This is a genomic window from Enterococcus sp. AMC1623, from assembly GCF_058216495.1.
Window position 1 is genome coordinate 331,847 of sequence record NZ_CM177096.1, and the last position, 18,091, is coordinate 349,937.

At 34.4% G+C, this 18,091-nt stretch carries 15 protein-coding genes and 1 CRISPR repeat array; of the genes, 13 read left to right on the forward strand and 2 right to left on the reverse strand.

Annotation, left to right across the window (positions count from 1 at the left end; genetic code table 11):
* Window positions 1-4: 4 nt before the first annotated feature.
* The 4 genes from AC4BC7_RS01730 to AC4BC7_RS01745 all read left to right on the forward strand — a co-directional run bounded on the left by AC4BC7_RS01730 (window position 5) and on the right by AC4BC7_RS01745 (window position 5,041).
* Window positions 5-562, forward strand: coding sequence for a YpiB family protein (locus tag AC4BC7_RS01730; protein WP_207940222.1), 558 nt, complete (start codon window positions 5-7; stop codon window positions 560-562).
* A 269-nt stretch (window positions 563-831) separates the two neighbouring features.
* A CRISPR array of direct repeats spans window positions 832-1,321; the repeat unit is 32 nt; unit sequence GTTGCAGTCTTCATGACTGCATGGATTGAAAT.
* 661 nt (window positions 1,322-1,982) lie between these two features.
* Window positions 1,983-3,059 (forward strand): hypothetical protein, encoded by a 1,077-nt coding sequence (locus AC4BC7_RS01735; RefSeq protein ID WP_490503646.1) that lies wholly within the window; start codon window positions 1,983-1,985, stop codon window positions 3,057-3,059.
* The gene (locus AC4BC7_RS01740; RefSeq protein WP_490503647.1) at window positions 3,056-4,222 is read left to right on the forward strand and encodes a nucleotidyltransferase; all 1,167 of its coding nucleotides are present in this window, start codon (window positions 3,056-3,058) and stop codon (window positions 4,220-4,222) included. Before AC4BC7_RS01735 ends, AC4BC7_RS01740 begins: the two co-directional genes overlap by 4 nt.
* Window positions 4,223-4,321: 99 nt before the next feature.
* Complete coding sequence (locus AC4BC7_RS01745; protein ID WP_207940225.1) at window positions 4,322-5,041, forward strand: YebC/PmpR family DNA-binding transcriptional regulator; 720 nt, start codon at window positions 4,322-4,324, stop codon at window positions 5,039-5,041.
* A gap of 41 nt (window positions 5,042-5,082) precedes the next feature.
* Here AC4BC7_RS01745 and AC4BC7_RS01750 read toward each other — a convergent pair whose 3' ends face one another.
* The gene (locus AC4BC7_RS01750) at window positions 5,083-5,412 is read right to left on the reverse strand and encodes a hypothetical protein (RefSeq protein WP_490503648.1); all 330 of its coding nucleotides are present in this window, start codon (window positions 5,410-5,412) and stop codon (window positions 5,083-5,085) included.
* A 127-nt stretch (window positions 5,413-5,539) separates the two neighbouring features.
* Between AC4BC7_RS01750 and AC4BC7_RS01755 the strand changes: the two genes are divergently transcribed.
* From AC4BC7_RS01755 to cls, 3 genes are all read left to right on the forward strand, one after another.
* The gene (locus AC4BC7_RS01755; protein WP_207940227.1) at window positions 5,540-5,710 is read left to right on the forward strand and encodes a hypothetical protein; all 171 of its coding nucleotides are present in this window, start codon (window positions 5,540-5,542) and stop codon (window positions 5,708-5,710) included.
* 132 nt (window positions 5,711-5,842) lie between these two features.
* A complete protein-coding gene (locus tag AC4BC7_RS01760) occupies window positions 5,843-6,484 on the forward strand; it encodes a hypothetical protein (RefSeq protein WP_207940228.1) in 642 nt (213 codons plus the stop codon).
* A 56-nt stretch (window positions 6,485-6,540) separates the two neighbouring features.
* Window positions 6,541-8,109: a cardiolipin synthase gene (gene cls / locus AC4BC7_RS01765; RefSeq protein ID WP_490503649.1), complete on the forward strand. Its 1,569-nt coding sequence runs from the start codon at window positions 6,541-6,543 to the stop codon at window positions 8,107-8,109.
* A 41-nt stretch (window positions 8,110-8,150) separates the two neighbouring features.
* On the opposite strand, the gene helD is transcribed toward cls, so the two are convergent.
* Window positions 8,151-10,421 carry an RNA polymerase recycling motor HelD gene (gene helD / locus AC4BC7_RS01770; RefSeq protein ID WP_490503650.1) on the reverse strand — a complete coding sequence of 757 codons (2,271 nt, stop codon included), beginning with the start codon at window positions 10,419-10,421 and terminating at the stop codon, window positions 8,151-8,153.
* Window positions 10,422-10,521: 100 nt separating this feature from the next.
* On the opposite strand from helD, the gene AC4BC7_RS01775 reads away from it, so the two are divergent.
* The 6 genes from AC4BC7_RS01775 (at window position 10,522) to AC4BC7_RS01800 (ending at window position 18,060) form a co-directional block, all read left to right on the forward strand.
* Complete coding sequence (locus AC4BC7_RS01775) at window positions 10,522-11,361, forward strand: aminoglycoside 6-adenylyltransferase (protein ID WP_207940230.1); 840 nt, start codon at window positions 10,522-10,524, stop codon at window positions 11,359-11,361.
* A gap of 14 nt (window positions 11,362-11,375) precedes the next feature.
* A complete protein-coding gene (locus AC4BC7_RS01780) occupies window positions 11,376-11,900 on the forward strand; it encodes a GNAT family N-acetyltransferase (protein ID WP_490503651.1) in 525 nt (174 codons plus the stop codon).
* A 212-nt stretch (window positions 11,901-12,112) separates the two neighbouring features.
* A complete protein-coding gene (gene asnB, locus AC4BC7_RS01785) occupies window positions 12,113-13,972 on the forward strand; it encodes an asparagine synthase (glutamine-hydrolyzing) (protein ID WP_490503652.1) in 1,860 nt (619 codons plus the stop codon).
* A 136-nt stretch (window positions 13,973-14,108) separates the two neighbouring features.
* On the forward strand, window positions 14,109-15,377 hold the full coding sequence (locus tag AC4BC7_RS01790) for a carboxylate--amine ligase (protein WP_207940233.1): 1,269 nt from the start codon (window positions 14,109-14,111) through the stop codon (window positions 15,375-15,377).
* 6 nt (window positions 15,378-15,383) lie between these two features.
* Complete coding sequence (locus AC4BC7_RS01795) at window positions 15,384-16,109, forward strand: aspartate/glutamate racemase family protein (protein WP_490503654.1); 726 nt, start codon at window positions 15,384-15,386, stop codon at window positions 16,107-16,109.
* 112 nt (window positions 16,110-16,221) lie between these two features.
* A complete protein-coding gene (locus tag AC4BC7_RS01800) occupies window positions 16,222-18,060 on the forward strand; it encodes an FAD-binding protein (protein ID WP_490503655.1) in 1,839 nt (612 codons plus the stop codon).
* The last annotated feature ends 31 nt before the right edge of the window (window positions 18,061-18,091 follow it).

Below are 18,091 nucleotides of genomic sequence, written 5' to 3' on the forward strand. Positions count from 1 at the left end.
AAAAATGACCATCAATGTTGCAGATAAAAAACGTTTTTTAAATTGGTTGGTGTCACATGAGTCTTTTTCACGTCGAGAAGTTTCTTGGATTTTGAATTATTTAACAAATCATGAAACAATATTGAAAAATGTTCATTTTGTTGAACATGCAGATAAAACACCTCGTGGGATTTGTGTTCAAGCAACTACCCTAGAAGGTGAGCCAATATCATTATTTTTAAAAGATAAAGTCTTTACAGATAGTGATCAAATTTTTCATGAAATCCGGTTGAATTGGAAGCATCCACTATATTTAGAATGCCGCTTTAATCGTTCATGGGAAAATGAATTCTTTTTAGCTGTTTTAGAAGACAATCCGTATCATCGTTGGAATGAAACATTAGACGCTGATGTGGTGTCAAAACTAGAAGAATATTTTTTCACAGAAGATGTAGAGATGAAAATTGCAGATTTATATAGACAAATCGATCAAGCCTTAGAAAATGATAATCACGAATTGTTTCTACAATTATCTACCGAGGTTAATCAGCTATTAGAAAAGAAAGCATTAGTTACTGAATAAAAAGATTCAAGGACAATTTTTAGTTGTTCTTGGATCTTTTTGTTCTTTTTCATGATAAAATAAAGTAATAAAAAAATAATAAGGTAATGAGTGCGAATCCTAAGCTCCCATAAATTCCCTAGGAGATTCGCACCACTAAAATGTCATTAAATGATAAAATGATGAGGAAATAAATACGATTATATTCAATTTTACCAAAAAATATATATAATTGGGCGATACTCATCAGAAAATGTGTCCTCTTCAGACCATTTTCTCCATAAATCGCCGTTGCAGTCTTCATGACTGCATGGATTGAAATATCTGACATGTCAGGAACAAAAGAAAACTTATGGTTGCAGTCTTCATGACTGCATGGATTGAAATATCTGACATGTCAGGAACAAAAGAAAACTTATGGTTGCAGTCTTCATGACTGCATGGATTGAAATATCAACAAGTTCTTCTAGTTCGTCATCGTCCTTTGTTGCAGTCTTCATGACTGCATGGATTGAAATCCCTTAATGTTTATGTACAATCGTAGTATTTGCGTTGCAGTCTTCATGACTGCATGGATTGAAATCTCCCTCTCTTTATCTTAATTACATTATAACGCAGTTGCAGTCTTCATGACTGCATGGATTGAAATCATGAAAGCACGAAAGAAACCAGTAATAGTTGATGTTGCAGTCTTCATGACTGCATGGATTGAAATTTCTAAATCCATTTGAGGGTAATAGCCCTCTGCGTTGCAGTCTTCATGACTGCATGGATTGAAATCATGGTAGTATGGATCACCATCACGTTGACCACTGTTGCAGTCTTCCACCAGCATAAACGGTAGTTTGAAAATCAATAATAAGACTTATTTAGGGGTCATTCAAAAATTGCAACATAAAAATGTAAATGATTTTAATGAACTATGTGTATCCTATATAAATTGCTCACAGAATTTGAAGGATGAGTTAGAGTATAACAATATAAATTGTTTTATCGCTGTTGTTTATATGCTAAAATAATGATTATATTCTATACAATGAGTTGGATTAAAATAACGAGTTTGAAAAGCTTCTACTAGGTGTATGTTACAAATTTTATAAGGTGTGAACAGAAATATAGAATTAAATATTCCTGTTGTCGTTACAGTCTTCATGACTGCATGGATTGAAATACTTCTATAAATTTTTGCATACCACACCTCCTACGTTGCAGTCTTCATGATTGTATGATGAACTATGTAAATGCGATGTCTTATGTTTGTATTAAATTTTCATTGCTAAAATATATAATCTGCACATGAAAAATGCGATAGGTATTTTTGTCAGACTCAGTGAGTAATCTGAAAACGGCATTAAATTAGTAGTAGCATATTTTAAACTCCTTATGATGTAACAAGGAGTTTATTTGTATAGAGAAAAATAGTTAAAATAGGAGGAACATTATGAAAAAAATTTTCTCCACACTTGCATCACTTATCTTCGGAGGAACAATTGGTTTGTTTTTTGTTTGGTATACGATTATCTATCAGCAATGGGGAATATTTCAGTATTTAGTACTGATGTTTGCGGTTTGCTTCTTTTTTGTCATTCATCTTGTTATTCATGAGGTGGGACATTTAGTTTTTGGAAAGTTATCGGGTTATCAATTTAGTAGTATTCGTTTTTTTTCTATGGTGTTAACTAAAAACAAAGACGGAAAATTTTCTTTTCATCGTTTTAACGTTCCAGGAACTTTAGGGCAATGTTTGATGATTCCGCCAAAACAAGAAAAATTTGTGTTTAAATTATATTTATTGGGTGGAGGATTAGGCAATTTATCAATGAGCCTGCTAGCTTTGCTTATTTTGGGTGTTCATAATTCGTATGCTTTATTTTTTAGTTTAGTTGGTGTTTTTATGGCAGTAACAAATTTAATTCCTACAAGTTTTAATGATGGTATGAGTTACCGCTTAGCAAATTCTAGCAAAGAGCAAAGGGATTTATTATATCTTCAATTGCAAGTGAATTATCTGACTTCTTTAGGATATGCATATGATGAATTACCTGAAGATTACTTTCAACCTATTGCTAGTAATCCGAAGCATACATATTTTAATGATTGGCAGACATTTTTAGTTGCTGGACGTTATTTAATTTATGGTGAATGGGAAGAATATCGTCAGTCCTTGGAATGCATTTGGCAAAATCAGGAGGATCTTATTTTACCTTATCGACTGGAATTGAAGAAAGAATTGCTTTTTGCATTATGCTTAACTAATCCAGATGATGAACGAATCACTGTTTTATGGAATGATAAGCAACTAAAACAAACGTTGAGACAACCATCTATTAGTCATCAACGATTGAAAGCTGTGTATACAAAATATGTTCTGAAAGATGATTACGCTGCGCAGGCGATGATGAAAGAAATTAAGCAAAAAAAATGGACGGCATTAAATCAAGGAGACCTTCAATCAGAATTGAAAGTCATTCATCAGCTTGAACAACATTTTTTGGTAGAAAAAGAGGCGAAAGAATGAAAGCATGTGGCATTATTGTTGAATACAATCCTTTTCATAATGGACATAATTACCATGCAAAAAAGGCTCGAGAACTATCAAAAGCTGATGTTGTCGTTGCAGTAATGAGTGGTAATTTTTTACAACGTGGAGAGCCAGCGGTTATTGATAAGTGGATGCGTGCCAATGAAGCCTTACAAAATGGCGTGGATTTGGTAGTGGAATTGCCCATTCAATGGTCGTTGCAGTCAGCTGATTATTTTGCGCGTGGGGGTATTTTACTGTTGCAAGCGTTAAAATGTGAAAGTTATTGCTTTGGTACAGATGCAGCTAGTGAATTTGATTATCAAGCATTTGGGAAATTTGTAAAGGAAAATCAGAAAACCATTAATCAAACTTTTCAGCAGTTAAGCAACCCAACAATGACCTATGCACAAACGATGACGGAAGTTTATCGAGAGCTTTATCCGCAATTATTATTAACAGGAGAGCAACCGAATCATGTTTTAGGATTAACTTATGCTCAAGAAAATGCACAGTATACGAATCCAATGAAAAGTATTCCTTTACCCAGAATTGGGGCAAGCTATCATTCAAAAGAAATTCACAATGAAATTGCAAGTGCTACAGCAATTCGTAAAGCGATAATTGAGGGCCTGTCGGTTGAACAAGTGGTCCCACAACAAACAGCGAGTGATTTGCAGGCGTATCAAATGACTTGGAATAATTATTGGGAATTTCTTAAATATCGGATTATAATCAGTTCGGTTGATGAGCTAAGAGAGATTTATCAAATGGTTGAAGGATTGGAATACCGTTTGAAATCGTTAATTTATGAAGCAAACTCTTTTGAGGAATTTGTTCAAGCAGTAAAAACGAAGCGTTATACTCAAACGCGAATCCAACGTTTATTATGTTATGTTTTGCTAAATATTAAAACGAGCGATATTAAAGAAGCATGGGAAAGTAACTATTTATATGTGTTAGGTTTCACTGAAAATGGGCAACGTTATCTAAAAGAGAAAAAAGCGGTGATAGACTACCCAGTGCTTTCTAAAATTGGAAAAAAAGAAGAGCAAGCGTACAAATTAACCGTTCGTAGTGATAAAGTCTATCAAATGGCAAATTCAGATGTATTAGAACAAAATTTTGGTAAATTTCCAATTCGTAATAATCCTATGTAAGAAAGTACTTCACAGAATCGCTTCTGCCAAGTATAATGATAAAGGATAAATTTCATCAAATATATGATGAAATGAAAAAATAGAAAGCGAAGTGAGATTATGGGTCGTAAATGGGCAAATATCGTAGCTAAAAAGACTGCGAAAGATGCAAACAATAGTAAAGTTTACGCTAAATTTGGGATTGAGATTTATGCAGCAGCGAAATCAGGTGATCCTGATCCTCACTCAAACCAAAAATTAAAATTTGTTATCGATCGTGCAAAGACATATAATGTACCAAAACATATTATTGATCGTGCAATTGAGAAAGCAAAAGGTTCAGGAGATGAACAATTTTCTGAATTACGTTATGAAGGCTTTGGGCCAAACGGTTCAATGGTGATTGTTGATACGTTGACAAATAACGTAAACCGAACTGCTGCAGATGTACGTGCTGCTTTTGGTAAAAATGGCGGAAATATGGGTGTCTCTGGTGCCGTTTCGTATATGTTTGATAACACAGCGTTATTTGGTTTTGAAGGAACGGATGCAGATGAAATTTTAGAATATCTAATGGATAAAGACATTGATGTTCGTGATGTGGAAGAAGATGATGGACAAATTATGGTTCATGGAGAACCAGAAGACTTCCATGCTATTCAAGAAGCTTTAAAAGAAAAAGGTATCGAAGAATTTAACATTGCTGAAATGGAAATGATTCCACAAAATGAAGTAATGTTAACTGGGGAAGACTTAGAGAAATTTGAAAAAATGATTGATGTATTGGATGATTTAGAAGATGTTCAAAAAATCTTCCACAACGTTGATTTAGGCGAATAAAAAAAGAAGTTGTTGAAGTAAGCTCTTCAACAACTTCTTTTTTATTCTAAATTCTGCTCTGCTTTAAGAGCTTCGGCAGCATAATATTCTTTGACGGATAAACCATGAGGTAAAATAGTTACATCTGGGTAACCTTTTAAACTTTTTTCTTTATTTAAAGTGATGGATTCAATGAATTTTTCTGGTTGATGAATACGAACATGTTCTACCCATTTAAAACTATCAATGGGAATTTTAGGTTCTGGTCTTACCTGTTTCTTTGGAGTAGATTGTGTAGAAGCTTCGGCTTTTTTCATGACAGTTTCGGTTTCTGTCTGTTGGGAAACGGATGATTGCGCTTGGATATTTGGGATATGATTAGAAATTTTCAAAATAACTCACACTCCTTTTTTATAGTTATTACTGTTATCGGCTACTTTACAAAGAAATTTAGCTGAAATAGGCAAGAAATGCGTTTATTTTGATTGTTTGTTATAATAATAAAAAGGACGTGATTAGATGCCAAATCGATATGCAAAAAACTGGATGGAAGCTTCTAAAAATTTACGAACAGGCAAGAAAAAAGAGAGCCCATTTGGTAAAAAAAAGCTGACTGATAAAGAAAAACAAGCTCGAAATCGTAGCAGAGGATTTTTAATGGGAGCAATTCGAGAATTAAGGAAAAAATAATTAGTTAATGAGGATGAGGCGTAAAAACCTCATCCTTTTATAAGTGAATTTTGAAAATACAGTAGTTTGATGTTCGCATTATATGGTATGATAAGGAAAATATGTTCTATTTATGTAACAGGGGGATGAGCAGTGGAGGACAAAATTGTGTTACAACCCTTTGATCGGATTTTAAGTGGCTATGATCGTTTATCTGAGGTTGCTGTCTCAATTGAAGATTGTGGAAAGCTTTATCGAAAATATGAGTCATTAGGAGTTCAAGGGTATCGGGTATGGAGTTATCAGGGAGCAAGCTATTTAAATTATTATTTACATTGTTCTGTTGATCGTGTGCCGACACTGATTTATAAAAATAAATATTTGATTCCGTTGATTTTTCGCTCTTCTAAAGAGTCAGAAGCACTTTTTGATGCGCCTTATCGTATGGAAGGATTCTTTGCCTTGCTGGATTGGTTGGTTGAGCATCGACCACAGAAAGCGTTAATTGATTATGATAAAGAGAAAGAAAAAGAAATTCTTTATTGGGTAGTAGATAGCTCGTATATTGCGTTTCGTCTTTACGAAATTATAGAAGGTGCTGGTTTCCCATTAAGTCATTTCCGTTCAGCAGATGAATTTGAAGGTTGGAATCGAATTTATAGTTTAATCAATAGTGATAGAATCGGTCGTCATAGTCGGTCATTTGACCCAAGTAATCCTGAACAATTATCAGAACTACAAATGATTTTAAAGATAGTAAAATTAAAATATCCGAAGACAATGCTATTTGTGTAAAGAGAAGCTGAATATGTTCAGCTTTTTTCTTTGCGTAATAAAAGGAGGGAGAAAAAATGAACGAGTCGGACGAGCCGATTTATTTATTGAAAAAAGGGAAAAAGGGCTTGTTGCAACTGGTATTTAGCCGAGTGGGAATTGTCATTGTTGTTTTGCTTTTGCAAATTTTGATGCTACTAGCATTTTTTCAGTACGTTTCCACCAATTATGTACATGTTTTTTATGGTGGTGCAATTGTCGTAACTATTTTTGGATACATGTTTTTATTGAATAGTTCAAGTGATGGCAGTGTCAAATTAACTTGGATGATCTTGTTTACGGTGCTTCCGATTATTGGTATCTTTTTTTATTTTTATATGCGCTTAGAATTAGGACATCGTTTAGAAAAACGTCGCTTGATTCGTTTGAAAAATGAAAGTAATAATCTTATTCAAACTAGTTCAACGGTCAAAGAAAAAATCAAAACGGAGAAAGACTTGTTGGGTGTTGCGACTTTCTTATCGGGAACAGGTTCATACCCAGTCTATGAGAATTCTGAATTAGTGTATTTCTCAACAGGAGAAGATAAATTTTACGATTTATTAGAGGAATTAAAAAAAGCTGAATCATTTATCTTTTTAGAATATTTTATTGTTGGTGAAGGGAAGATGTGGGGAAAGATTCTCGAAGTCCTGATTGAAAAAGCAGCTGCAGGTGTGGAAGTTCGCTTTTTATATGATGGATTTAATGAGTTTTCTTTATTGCCACATAGTTACCCCAAAAAATTAGCTAAATTAGGAATCAAATGTAAAGTCTTTGCACCGCTGTATCCTTTTGTATCAACGGTTTATAATTTCAGAGACCATCGCAAAATCTGTGTGATTGATGGAAAGGTTGCGTATACTGGAGGCATTAATTTAGCAGATGAATATATTAATGAGGTCGAACGTTTTGGTTATTGGAAAGATACGGCGATTAAAGTAAAAGGCGAAGCAGTAGAGAGTTTTACATTGATGTTTTTACAAATGTGGGCAATGGATGATGGTGTGTTAGATTTTGAGCATTGGTTACAGAGACCTCAGCCAGAAATTGAAAAATCAGGGTATGTTATTCCATATGGTGATGCGCCGTTAGACGATGATCGTGTGGGAGAATTTATTTATTTTGATATTTTAAATAAAGCAACAGAATATGTGCATATTATGACACCGTATCTAATTTTAGATGGTGAAATGGAGACAGCATTGCGTTTAGCAGCCAAACGAGGGGTAGATGTTAAAATTATCTTGCCACACATCCCAGATAAAAAATATGCCTTTGCATTAGCAAAAAGCCATTATAAAAGTTTATTACAAGCTGGTGTTAAAATTTATGAATTTACGCCAGGATTTATTCATGCAAAAGTTTTTGTTAGTGATGACAGAAAAGCTACTGTAGGGACAGTTAATCTAGATTATCGCAGTTTTTACCATCATTTTGAATGTGGATTATATATGGAAGATGTTGAGACATTAGCCGATATTGAACAGGATTTTCAAGAAACTTTAATTCAATCTCAAGAGGTAACTATGCAAGATGCGTTAAAAGAAAAAAGGTCTATCAAAGTTTTAGGATGGATGTTAAAAGTTTTTGCACCATTAATGTAAAAAAAAACACTCAAGTTCAGCAAATGAACTTGAGTGTTTTTTTAAATCAACTGATAAGTGGCTGAACTTGCATTAGCTAGTAAAGGACTGTCTTGTCCAATAGTCAGGAGAGATAATTCATGCATGGCACGTGTAGCAATGGTATATAAAACTAATTGGTCTTGTGTTGTTTGGAAATTTTTTCCAATATTCCAAGCAAAAACGCGGTCAAATTCTAATCCCTTTGCTAAGAAGGCTGGAATAATCATAATTGAACGTTTCATAAAATCTTCTTCAGAAATAATTAATTGAACTTTTGTTTGCATTTCTTCTGAAAGTTCAGCGTATAAAGCCTCACATTCTTCTGTTGTTTTACAAATAATTGCCGTACGCCAGCGCTGATTTTTATCTGTATCTTGTAATTCATTAGACAACCAAGCAAGACTTTCTGCATTTGTTACTTTTTTTACGAGGCGCGGTAAAGGTCCTCTTCTAGCGGTTGTTTTTACTTGATCTTCTTGAGATAAGAATTGATTAGCAAATTGTGTGATTTCTTCTGTTGAACGATAACTTGTCGTTAATTGATAACGAGTAACTGATTGTTCAGGGAAGAGCTGATCTAATGAATGTACGATAGTTTCATTTCCAAAAACTTTTTGATTCAAGTCACCACATAATGTCATACCTGCGCGAGGATATAGTTCGCGTAATAAAGCAACCTGTGCAGGTGGAAAGTCTTGCATTTCATCAATGAAAATGAAGCGAGCTTTTTGTTCGACATGTACAGGATACAAACGACGTAGTAGCAAAATAAATAATAAAGCATCTTCTTGTGTAAGTTGCTTATTTTTCAAATGTTGACGCGTTTGGTTGCTTGCCAGGACCCAATCTTCACTAGAAATAGCGGCTTTTTCTAATAATTTTGGTTGAATTTGTTTTAGAAAATGCAAATATTGTTTAGGAAAATTAATAAATTGGAAACGTTCTACTCCACGAGTTAATGCACGGAATTTTTTACGTACGATTTGACGACGGACTTTGTTAAACAGTTGACGTTCTTTTTCTTCGGAATCTTCCAAATTGGGATCATTTTCAAAAATCTCTTGCACTTTTTCTCGTGTCGCTTCTTTGACCCAATCTTTTTTTGCCTCATCTTTTTCTAACCCACCGATTTTTTTCAAAACTTTTGTTTGTAATAATTGTGTACGTTGATAAAGTGGCAATTGGTCATTTGTTTGTTGATACCATTGACGTAATTGTTCTTTGGTAATATATGTTTCACCTTTGATTTTTAAGTCACGGAACAATGGACCAAAAGGGGTAATCCCCTCGACGTAACGTGGAATTTGTTGCACTAGAGTCAAGCCATTTTTTAATTTTTCGACACGATCATTTGCACCAGTTAAAAATTGTTCTTCTTGTTGTTCTTCTTGAACAATTTCATAATTAGGCAATAAATTTTGTAAAAAGGAACGGAAAGTTCTTGTTGGTACTTCACTTTCACCTAAAGAAGGTAAGACCATCGCAATATAATCAGAAAAAAGATGGTTTGGTGAAAATAATAAGACCTGTTGATCATCCAACCATCTACGATTACGATAAAGGATAAAAGCAATCCGTTGTAATAAAGCAGATGTTTTCCCGCTACCTGCAATCCCTTCAATTAAGATAACTTTATTCGTAGTATCACGAATAATTTGATTTTGCGCTTTTTGAATGGTTGACACGATATTTTTCATTTGTGAAGAAGAAGCTTCATCTAGAATTTCTAATAAAAATTCATCATTAATGACTTCAGACGTATCAACCATTGAAAGCAAGTGTCCGTCTTGAATTTTAAATTGACGTTTTAATAATAAATTGACTTCAAATTCATCCGTGTCTGTTTGGTAAAAAGTGGTTCCAAGCTCGCCTTCATAATACAAATTAGCAATAGGCGCACGCCAATCGATGACAATAGTATTTTCTTTGTTGTCTCGCAAAGAAGCAATCCCTAAATACAAGGTTTCTTTGGCTTCGTTACCTTCTGTGAAATCAATCCGCGCAAAATAAGGACTGTTTGCCATAGTGGTTAATGTTTTAAGTCGTTTTTCTTGTGATTCTGCTGTTTTATAGCGGAGCATTAGTTCTTGCTCATGTTGTTGGTACTCTAACACTGATTCATAAAAGGCTTCTTCGGAACCAATATTGATTTTTTTATCGGAAATTTCTTTTAACTGTGAGTTTAAAGAATCTTCTAACGTTTCTTGTTGCTTTTTGATCATTTCTTGCTCATTGTGAATCACTTTAATGGTAGATTCGACCTGTTGTTGTTCTAGTAAACGTTCGTTCATACAGACAACCTCCTAAAAAATATAGCCATAAAAGTATAGCATATAACGACTATCAATGGGACCAAAACGTGTTAAAATGAGAAGAAAAGGAGAGGGTTACTTGCGAAACGAAAAAGAAATGATGACATTGCTTTTAACAGTTGCAAAAAAATTAGGCGTAAAGGCCGTTGCACTTAGCGGATCACGTGCCAATCCTAAAGTACCTCGTGATTCATTTCAAGATTATGATATTGTTTATGTGGTAGAAAATAAAGACGAATTATTAGAAGACAGAGGCTGGTTGGCTTCTTTTGGTGAATTGTTAATCATGCAGACACCCGAAGAAATGACCTTGTTCCCACCAACCTTAGGGGAACGATTTACTTTCTTAATGTTATTCAAAGATGGCAATCGAATCGATTTAACCTTATGTCCTCTTTCCTCCGTCACACAATGGATGAGAGAAGAACCACTTTTCCAAATAATTTCTGACCCAGAAAATGTGTTACTTCCTGTACCAAAGCTAAGTGATGCAGTCTATTGGATAAAAGCACCTGATGAGGCGATGTTTCAAGACTGTTGTAATGAGTTCTGGTGGGTATCGACTTATGTAGTTAAAGGAGTAGCGCGTCAAGAAGAAGTGTATGCAATCGATCATTTGTATGGGATTTGTCAACAAGAATTGCTGCGATTATTAAGTTGGCAAGTTGTTTTGGAAAAGGGTGCGCTGAATATTGGGAAAAATTATAAATATTTGTTTACTCATTTAGCAAAAGCTGACCAAGAACGATTTCAATCGCTACTGGATTTTTCAAATGCTTCCACAATTACAGAGTCGCTTTTATTAACGCAAGCTTTTTTTCATGAACAAGCGCAAGGATATGCGGAAAAAACCACCTTTTATTATGATAAAAAAACGGCAGAAAATGTGATGGACTATACGAAAAATAACTTGCAATGAAAAGGAGTGAACGAATGTTAATTTTTAAACAACCTTCTATGGAGTATGCTAGTCAAATTGAACAGTACAAACAAGAATTTCAAAGAAGTAAGGATACCATCGACGGGAGTTCTTTTTTAGAACACATGCCTTCGATTGAGCAATGGCTAAATTTGTTGGAATTATTTCGTTCAAAAGCTACGGTTCCGGAGAATTATGCGCTATCTGAGACTTGGTTAGTCATTCGTCAAACAGATGATTGCTTAGTAGGAATGAGTAATCTACGGTTTGAATTAAGTAATGCCTATTTAAAAAATTTCGGTGGCCATATTGGTTATTCCGTACGACCAAGCGAACGAAAAAAAGGGTACGGAAAAATCATTTTAAACGAGACACTGAAGCAAGCGAAAACACGTGAGATTGATACAGTGCTTGTGACCTGTAACGATATAAATTATGCGTCTGCTAAAATTATTGAGGCCAATCAAGGTGTTTTAGCTGAGAAAGTAATAGATAGTTCTGATCAGATGCTAATAAGACGATATTGGATAACGGTTTAAAAGGACAAGGAGATTGTCCTTTTTTTATTTATGTGACTGTTTCTGTCGCATATTCATGAAATTTTCATTTTTTGTTTAAAAAAACCCAAATTTTTTGTATACTCCTAGACTATCTTGATTAGGTATTCTATACTATACTAGACTATTATTGTGGTCAAAGCGGGAAATTGATTATGAGATAGATAATTAAATATTTAGATAGGTGGATTTATATGTGCGGAATCGTTGGTTTTGTGACGAGCAAATACTCAATAGAAGAAAAAAAAGAACAAATTAGCCAAATGATGGATCGAATTATCCATCGTGGACCAGATAGTTCCGGTGAATTTGTAGATGAACACGTAGCGCTAGGTTTTAGACGTTTAAGTATCATTGATTTAAAAAGTGGCGATCAACCTATTTTTAATGAAGATAGAACAAAAGCGATTATTTTTAACGGAGAAATCTATAACTTTCAAGAATTAAGAAAAGAATTAGAGGCAAAAGGACACATTTTTACTACAAAAGCAGATACTGAAGTAATTTTACACGGATATGAAGAGTTTGGGACAGATATCGTTAAAAAATTACGTGGGATGTTTGCTTTTGCCATTTGGGATCGTGAAAAACAAGAATTATTTGGTGCCCGTGATCACTTTGGCATTAAACCTTATTACTATTATCAAGGTAATGAGACATTTATGTTTGGTTCTGAAATTAAAAGTTTCTTAGATCATCCTGATTTTGTAAAAGAAATCAATCCTAGAGCTTTGAAGCCTTATATGACATTTCAATATTCGGCTATTGATGAAACCTTTTTCAAAAATGTGTACCGTATTCCAGAAGGGCACTATTTCTTTGTGCGCAATGGCGAATTAGAAATGACACAATACTGGGACGCGAAATTCTCAGAAGAAGATATGACACTAGAACAAGCAATTGATTTAATTGATGAAGCCGTTCAAGAATCTGTTGCGGCACATTCAATTAGTGACGTAAAATTGGGTACATTCTTATCAAGTGGTGTAGACTCAAGTTTTGTGACGTCTGTAAGTAAACCAAACTATACATTTTCGATTGGTTTCGGTGATAAGAGTTACAATGAATCACATGAAGCAAAAAAATTAACGGAGCGTTTAGGGTTACGTAATTTTTCAAAATTAGTTACTAGTGAAGAAGCTTTCGCAGCTTTTCCAAATATTCAATATCATTTGGACGAACCAGCATCAAATCCTTCATGTGTCCCATTGTATTTCTTAGCAAAATTAGCTCGTGAACAAGTAACTGTTGTACTTTCAGGAGAAGGTGCCGATGAATTGTTTGCTGGATATACAGATTATGGGTTTGCTACAAAAGCAAAATCAGTGCGTGTCTTTGCCGAAAAATTGAAAAAATTACCGAAGAAATCACGTTACCGTTTAGCACGTACCATTAAAAAAATGCCAAACTTCAAAGGAAGCTTACATTTATATAAATCTTTAGCTCCAGCAGAAGATTTCTTTATTGGACAAGCCTTCGTTTTTGAAGAAGAAGAAGCGGATATCTACTTGCAACCGAATTTCCGTAAAAGTGAGACGGTACGTGAAATTGCTCAAAGACAATACGATAAAGTACCGGATTTACCAGAAGTGAAGAAAATGCAGTATTTAGATATTCATCAGTGGATGCCGAAAGATATTTTATTAAAAGCAGATAAAATGACGATGGCACATTCTTTAGAAGCACGTACGCCATTATTAGACATTCGTATGATGGAATTAGCAGAACGTATTCCTGTGAAATATCTATTGAATGCTGAAAATACGAAATATGCTTTTAGAAAAGCGGCGAATCGTCATTTGCCAGATGAATGGGCAGACCGTGAAAAACTAGGTTTCCCTGTACCAATTAAAGATTGGTTACATGAGGAAAAATTCTACAAAGAAGTGCGTGGCGTATTCGAAGCAGATTTTGTTCCTGAATTTTTCAATCAAGAAAAAATTCTTGATATGTTAGATAAAAATTATACGCAGGAAATTGATGCACGTCGTAAAATTTGGACAATTTATTCTTTCTTAGTTTGGTATAAAGTCTATTTTATTGACGAAAAATAAGAAAGAGATTGTCTTGTATTTCTTGATTTGTGTTATACTGATGAAGATATTATGCTGATTGTACTTACAATCGACGCAATCATAGCGATAAACAACATGAATCAGCTTGGGAAATTTTGAAGTATCTAATTCAAGAATGAATGAACGAAAGAATGTGATTTTAACAGTGAATGAAAAGATTAAGGAACAATTTCAACCTATTTTATTAGGTAGCGATATCAATGTTTATGGGATGGCGCGTTCCTTCTATGAAGAGTATGGAATTGTCTCAGAAGCCCATAGTGCTGCTTTCCTTTCTGCAACAAAGTACAGTAAAATCGTAAACGTACATGCGCACCAAGGTTTCAGTGAACCAGAAGGATTTATTCAAACAATGCGAGAATTGATGAAGCAATATGCGAATGATTCACGTAAATTGTTATTAGTTCCTTGTGGGGATGTCTACACTGAGTTAGTAACTCATTTTAAAGACGAATTATCTCAACGATTTATTTGTCCAACAGTAGATGCAAAAACGCAAGAAGTGTTATCAAATAAAGTTTCTTTTTATGAGACGTGTGAAACATATGGCTTGCCCTATCCAAAAACACTAATCATTACCAAAGAACTTTTCAAAGAAACACCATCAGTAAGCTTACCATTTGAATTTCCAGTAGCTTTAAAACCAGCAAACAGTGTGGAATATTTAGATATTGATTTCGAAGGTCGTAAAAAAGCTTTTATTATTGATACCCAAAAAGAACTCGATGACGTATTGGCTAAAATTTATCGTGCAGGATATACTTCAGAAATGATTTGCCAAGATTTTATTCCTGGAGATGATTCACGTATGCGTGTGTTAAACGCCTATGTGGATCAACAACATAACGTTCGCATGATGTGTTTGGGACATCCGTTGTTAGAGGATCCAACACCACAATCAGTTGGGAACTATGTTGCAATCATGCCGGATTACAATGAAGATATTTGTAAGAAAATCAAATCCTTTTTAGAAGAAATTAAGTATTCTGGTTTTGCAAACTTCGATATGAAATATGATGAACGTGATGGCGAATATAAATTATTTGAAATTAATTTGCGTCAAGGGCGTAGTAGTTTCTTTGTGACTTTAGGCGGATATAATTTAGCAAAATATTTAGTAGAAGATTATATTTTGGAGACGCCTTTTACAGAAACTGTTTACGGTAAAGGCGATAAATTATGGATTGGTGTACCAAAACGTATATTGAAAAAATATATTGCTGAAGGTCCTGATAAAGACGAAGCAATGAAATATTTAAAGAATAAGCAATATGGTTCAACCATTTTTTACAAAGAAGACATGAGTATCAAACGCTACTTACTTGTACAACATATATTTTACTCGTATTATGGACGATACAAAGAATACTTTAGAAAGAAATAGATGTGTATGAAAAATTTTTTTGCAATTTTAGGTGGAATGGGGACATTAGCAACAGAAAGCTTTGTCCATGTGTTAAATGAGCGTACGCCCAATCATTCAGATCAAGATTATTTGAACTATGTATTGATTAATCATGCAACCGTACCTGATCGAACAGCTTTTATTTTAGGAAAATCAGAAGAAAGTCCAGTTGCTGCTTTAAAAGAAGATATTCGTCAATATTCAGCTTTGGAACCACGCTTTTTTGTGCTCACGTGTAATACAGCGCATCATTTTTATGATGAATTAGTAAATGAAACGACTATTCCCTTATTGCATATGCCACGTCTAGCGGTTCAAGCGATTTTAAAGAAATTTTCTAATTTAAACCGCCCAATTCGTGTGGGTGTCTTAGCAACTGAAGGTACAATTCAATCAAAAGTCTATGAGAATGAATTGAATGCTTTTGAGAATATTGAGACAATCATACCTCAGCAAGGAATTCAACAACAAGTAACGAATCTGATTTATCGTGACATTAAAGAACAGAATTTTTTAAATGAAGAATTGTATTTCTCTATTTTAAATCAAATGATTGACGAGCAACAGTGTGATGTCGTCTTATTAGGGTGTACAGAACTTTCTTTAATGCAAGAAGCGACCCAAGATGAAACGCATCCGATTGTTGATGCACAGTCTGAATTGGTGGACGAAACAATCCGTTTAGCATTAGAATTTCGAGCAGATAGTTAATACTATCTGCTTTTTTTTGTGAGATTGTGAATTAATTATAAAATCCGCTTGCCTTTTCATTGAATGCGTTTTATACTTTATTAGTGAATAAATAAACAATAGGGGTGGTTATATGAAAAAAATAGGAAAGATTGTTGGTATGCTTTTCTTTTTGTTTGTGATTTTTGTATCAATCTCTGCGTGTACAAACAATGAAACAAAAATAGAAGAACAAGGAACATATAAAGCGGGAACATTTGAGGGACAAGGGGAAGGTAAGAATGGTCCAATTGTCGTCGAGGTGACGTTTACTACTGACAAAATAGAAAAGATTGAAGTAATTGAACACCATGAAACAGAAGGCTTGAGTGATAAATCACTTCAAGAAATTCCCGAATCCGTCGTTGAATACCAATCTTTGGGTGTTGATACAGTAAGTGGTGCTTCTTTGACGAATGAAGCAGTTTTGGCTGCAATCAGTGAAGCTATTGAAAAAGCTGGTGGAGACACAGAAGCTTTAAAAGAAGTAGTCGTTGAAAAAGAACAATCAAATGAGGTCATCGAATTAACTTCAGATGTTGCGATTATAGGTGGTGGTGCTGCCGGGATGTCTGCTGCATTACGTGCAGATGAGTTAGGCTTAAAAACAGTTTTATTTGAAAAAATGAGTTACTTGGGTGGCGCTATTTCCATTAGTGGTGGGAATCAAGTCGTTATGGGATCAAAACTTCAAGAAGAAGCTGGAGTCAAGCAAGATAATGTTGATAGTATGGTCAACGATTTTATGAAAAATGGCGATGAAAAAAATGTTCCTGAATTATTAAACCTTTATGCAGAAAATGTAGGTTCTACGACTGATTGGTTACATGAATATGTGGGTATTCAATATGAACCAGATTTACACAAACTGGCAGAATACAGCTACGATAGAGAACTAGCATACACAGATGGTGGTCCTGGTTTTGCTAAAACAGCGCGTGAAAAGATTGAAAAAACCAAGATTGATGTTCATTTAGAGACGCAAGTCAATGAATTGACGGTCGATGATAATGGAGCAGTCAATGGCTTTGTTGCTCAAGCGACTGATGGTACAACCTATCAAGTAAAAGCTAAATCAGTAATTATTGCTTCTGGTGGCTATGGAAATAATCAAGAATTATTAACAGATAATTTGAAAAATGTATTGTATTACGGACCAGAATCTTCCACAGGCGATGGCATTATTTTAACTGAAACTGATGAAATTAATGCAGCTACACGTTTGATGGAGTATGGAAAAACCTATCCAAACGGTGTCGAAGTGTCAAAAGGAAAAGCCAAGTCTACAATAGCTGGTAATATTGCAGTGTTTAAACAAAATGCTATTTTAATTAATGCGAACGGCAAGCGTGTGGTTAATGAACGTGCAAGTAATCGAGAAATTTTGGAAGTCGAATTAGCTCAGCCAGAACAAATGCTTTATTTATTAATGGATCAAGAAGCATTTGATTTATTTAAACCAGCTGTTGCAGAAGCGGGAATTAGTGAAAATGATATTGAAAAATGGTTAGAGAATAATGGTTCAACCACACCTTATTTCTTCCATGGTGACACGATAAATGAACTAGCAGAAGCTGCAGCTATTGATGCGACTACTTTGAATCGTACAATTGAGACGTATAATGGATACGTTGAAGTAAAAGAAGATAAAGATTTCCAACGGCCAGTTGAATTTATGCCGAAAAAAATTGGTGAAGGACCGTATTATCTTGTTGAACAAAAACCACGTTTTGCTACAACGATGGGTGGTTTAGTTGCTAATGAACAATTACAAGTAATCAATAAAGAAGGAGAAATTATTCTAGGCTTGTACGCAGCAGGTGAAATTGTTGGTGGCGTGATGGGAGATGATTCTCCATCTGGGGCAAATAATGCTTGGGCGTTGACTTCAGGCAAGCTAGCTTCAGAATCATTAGCAGAAAAAATAAAATAAGTGAAATCCCCAAACTAGACTAGGCAGTTTG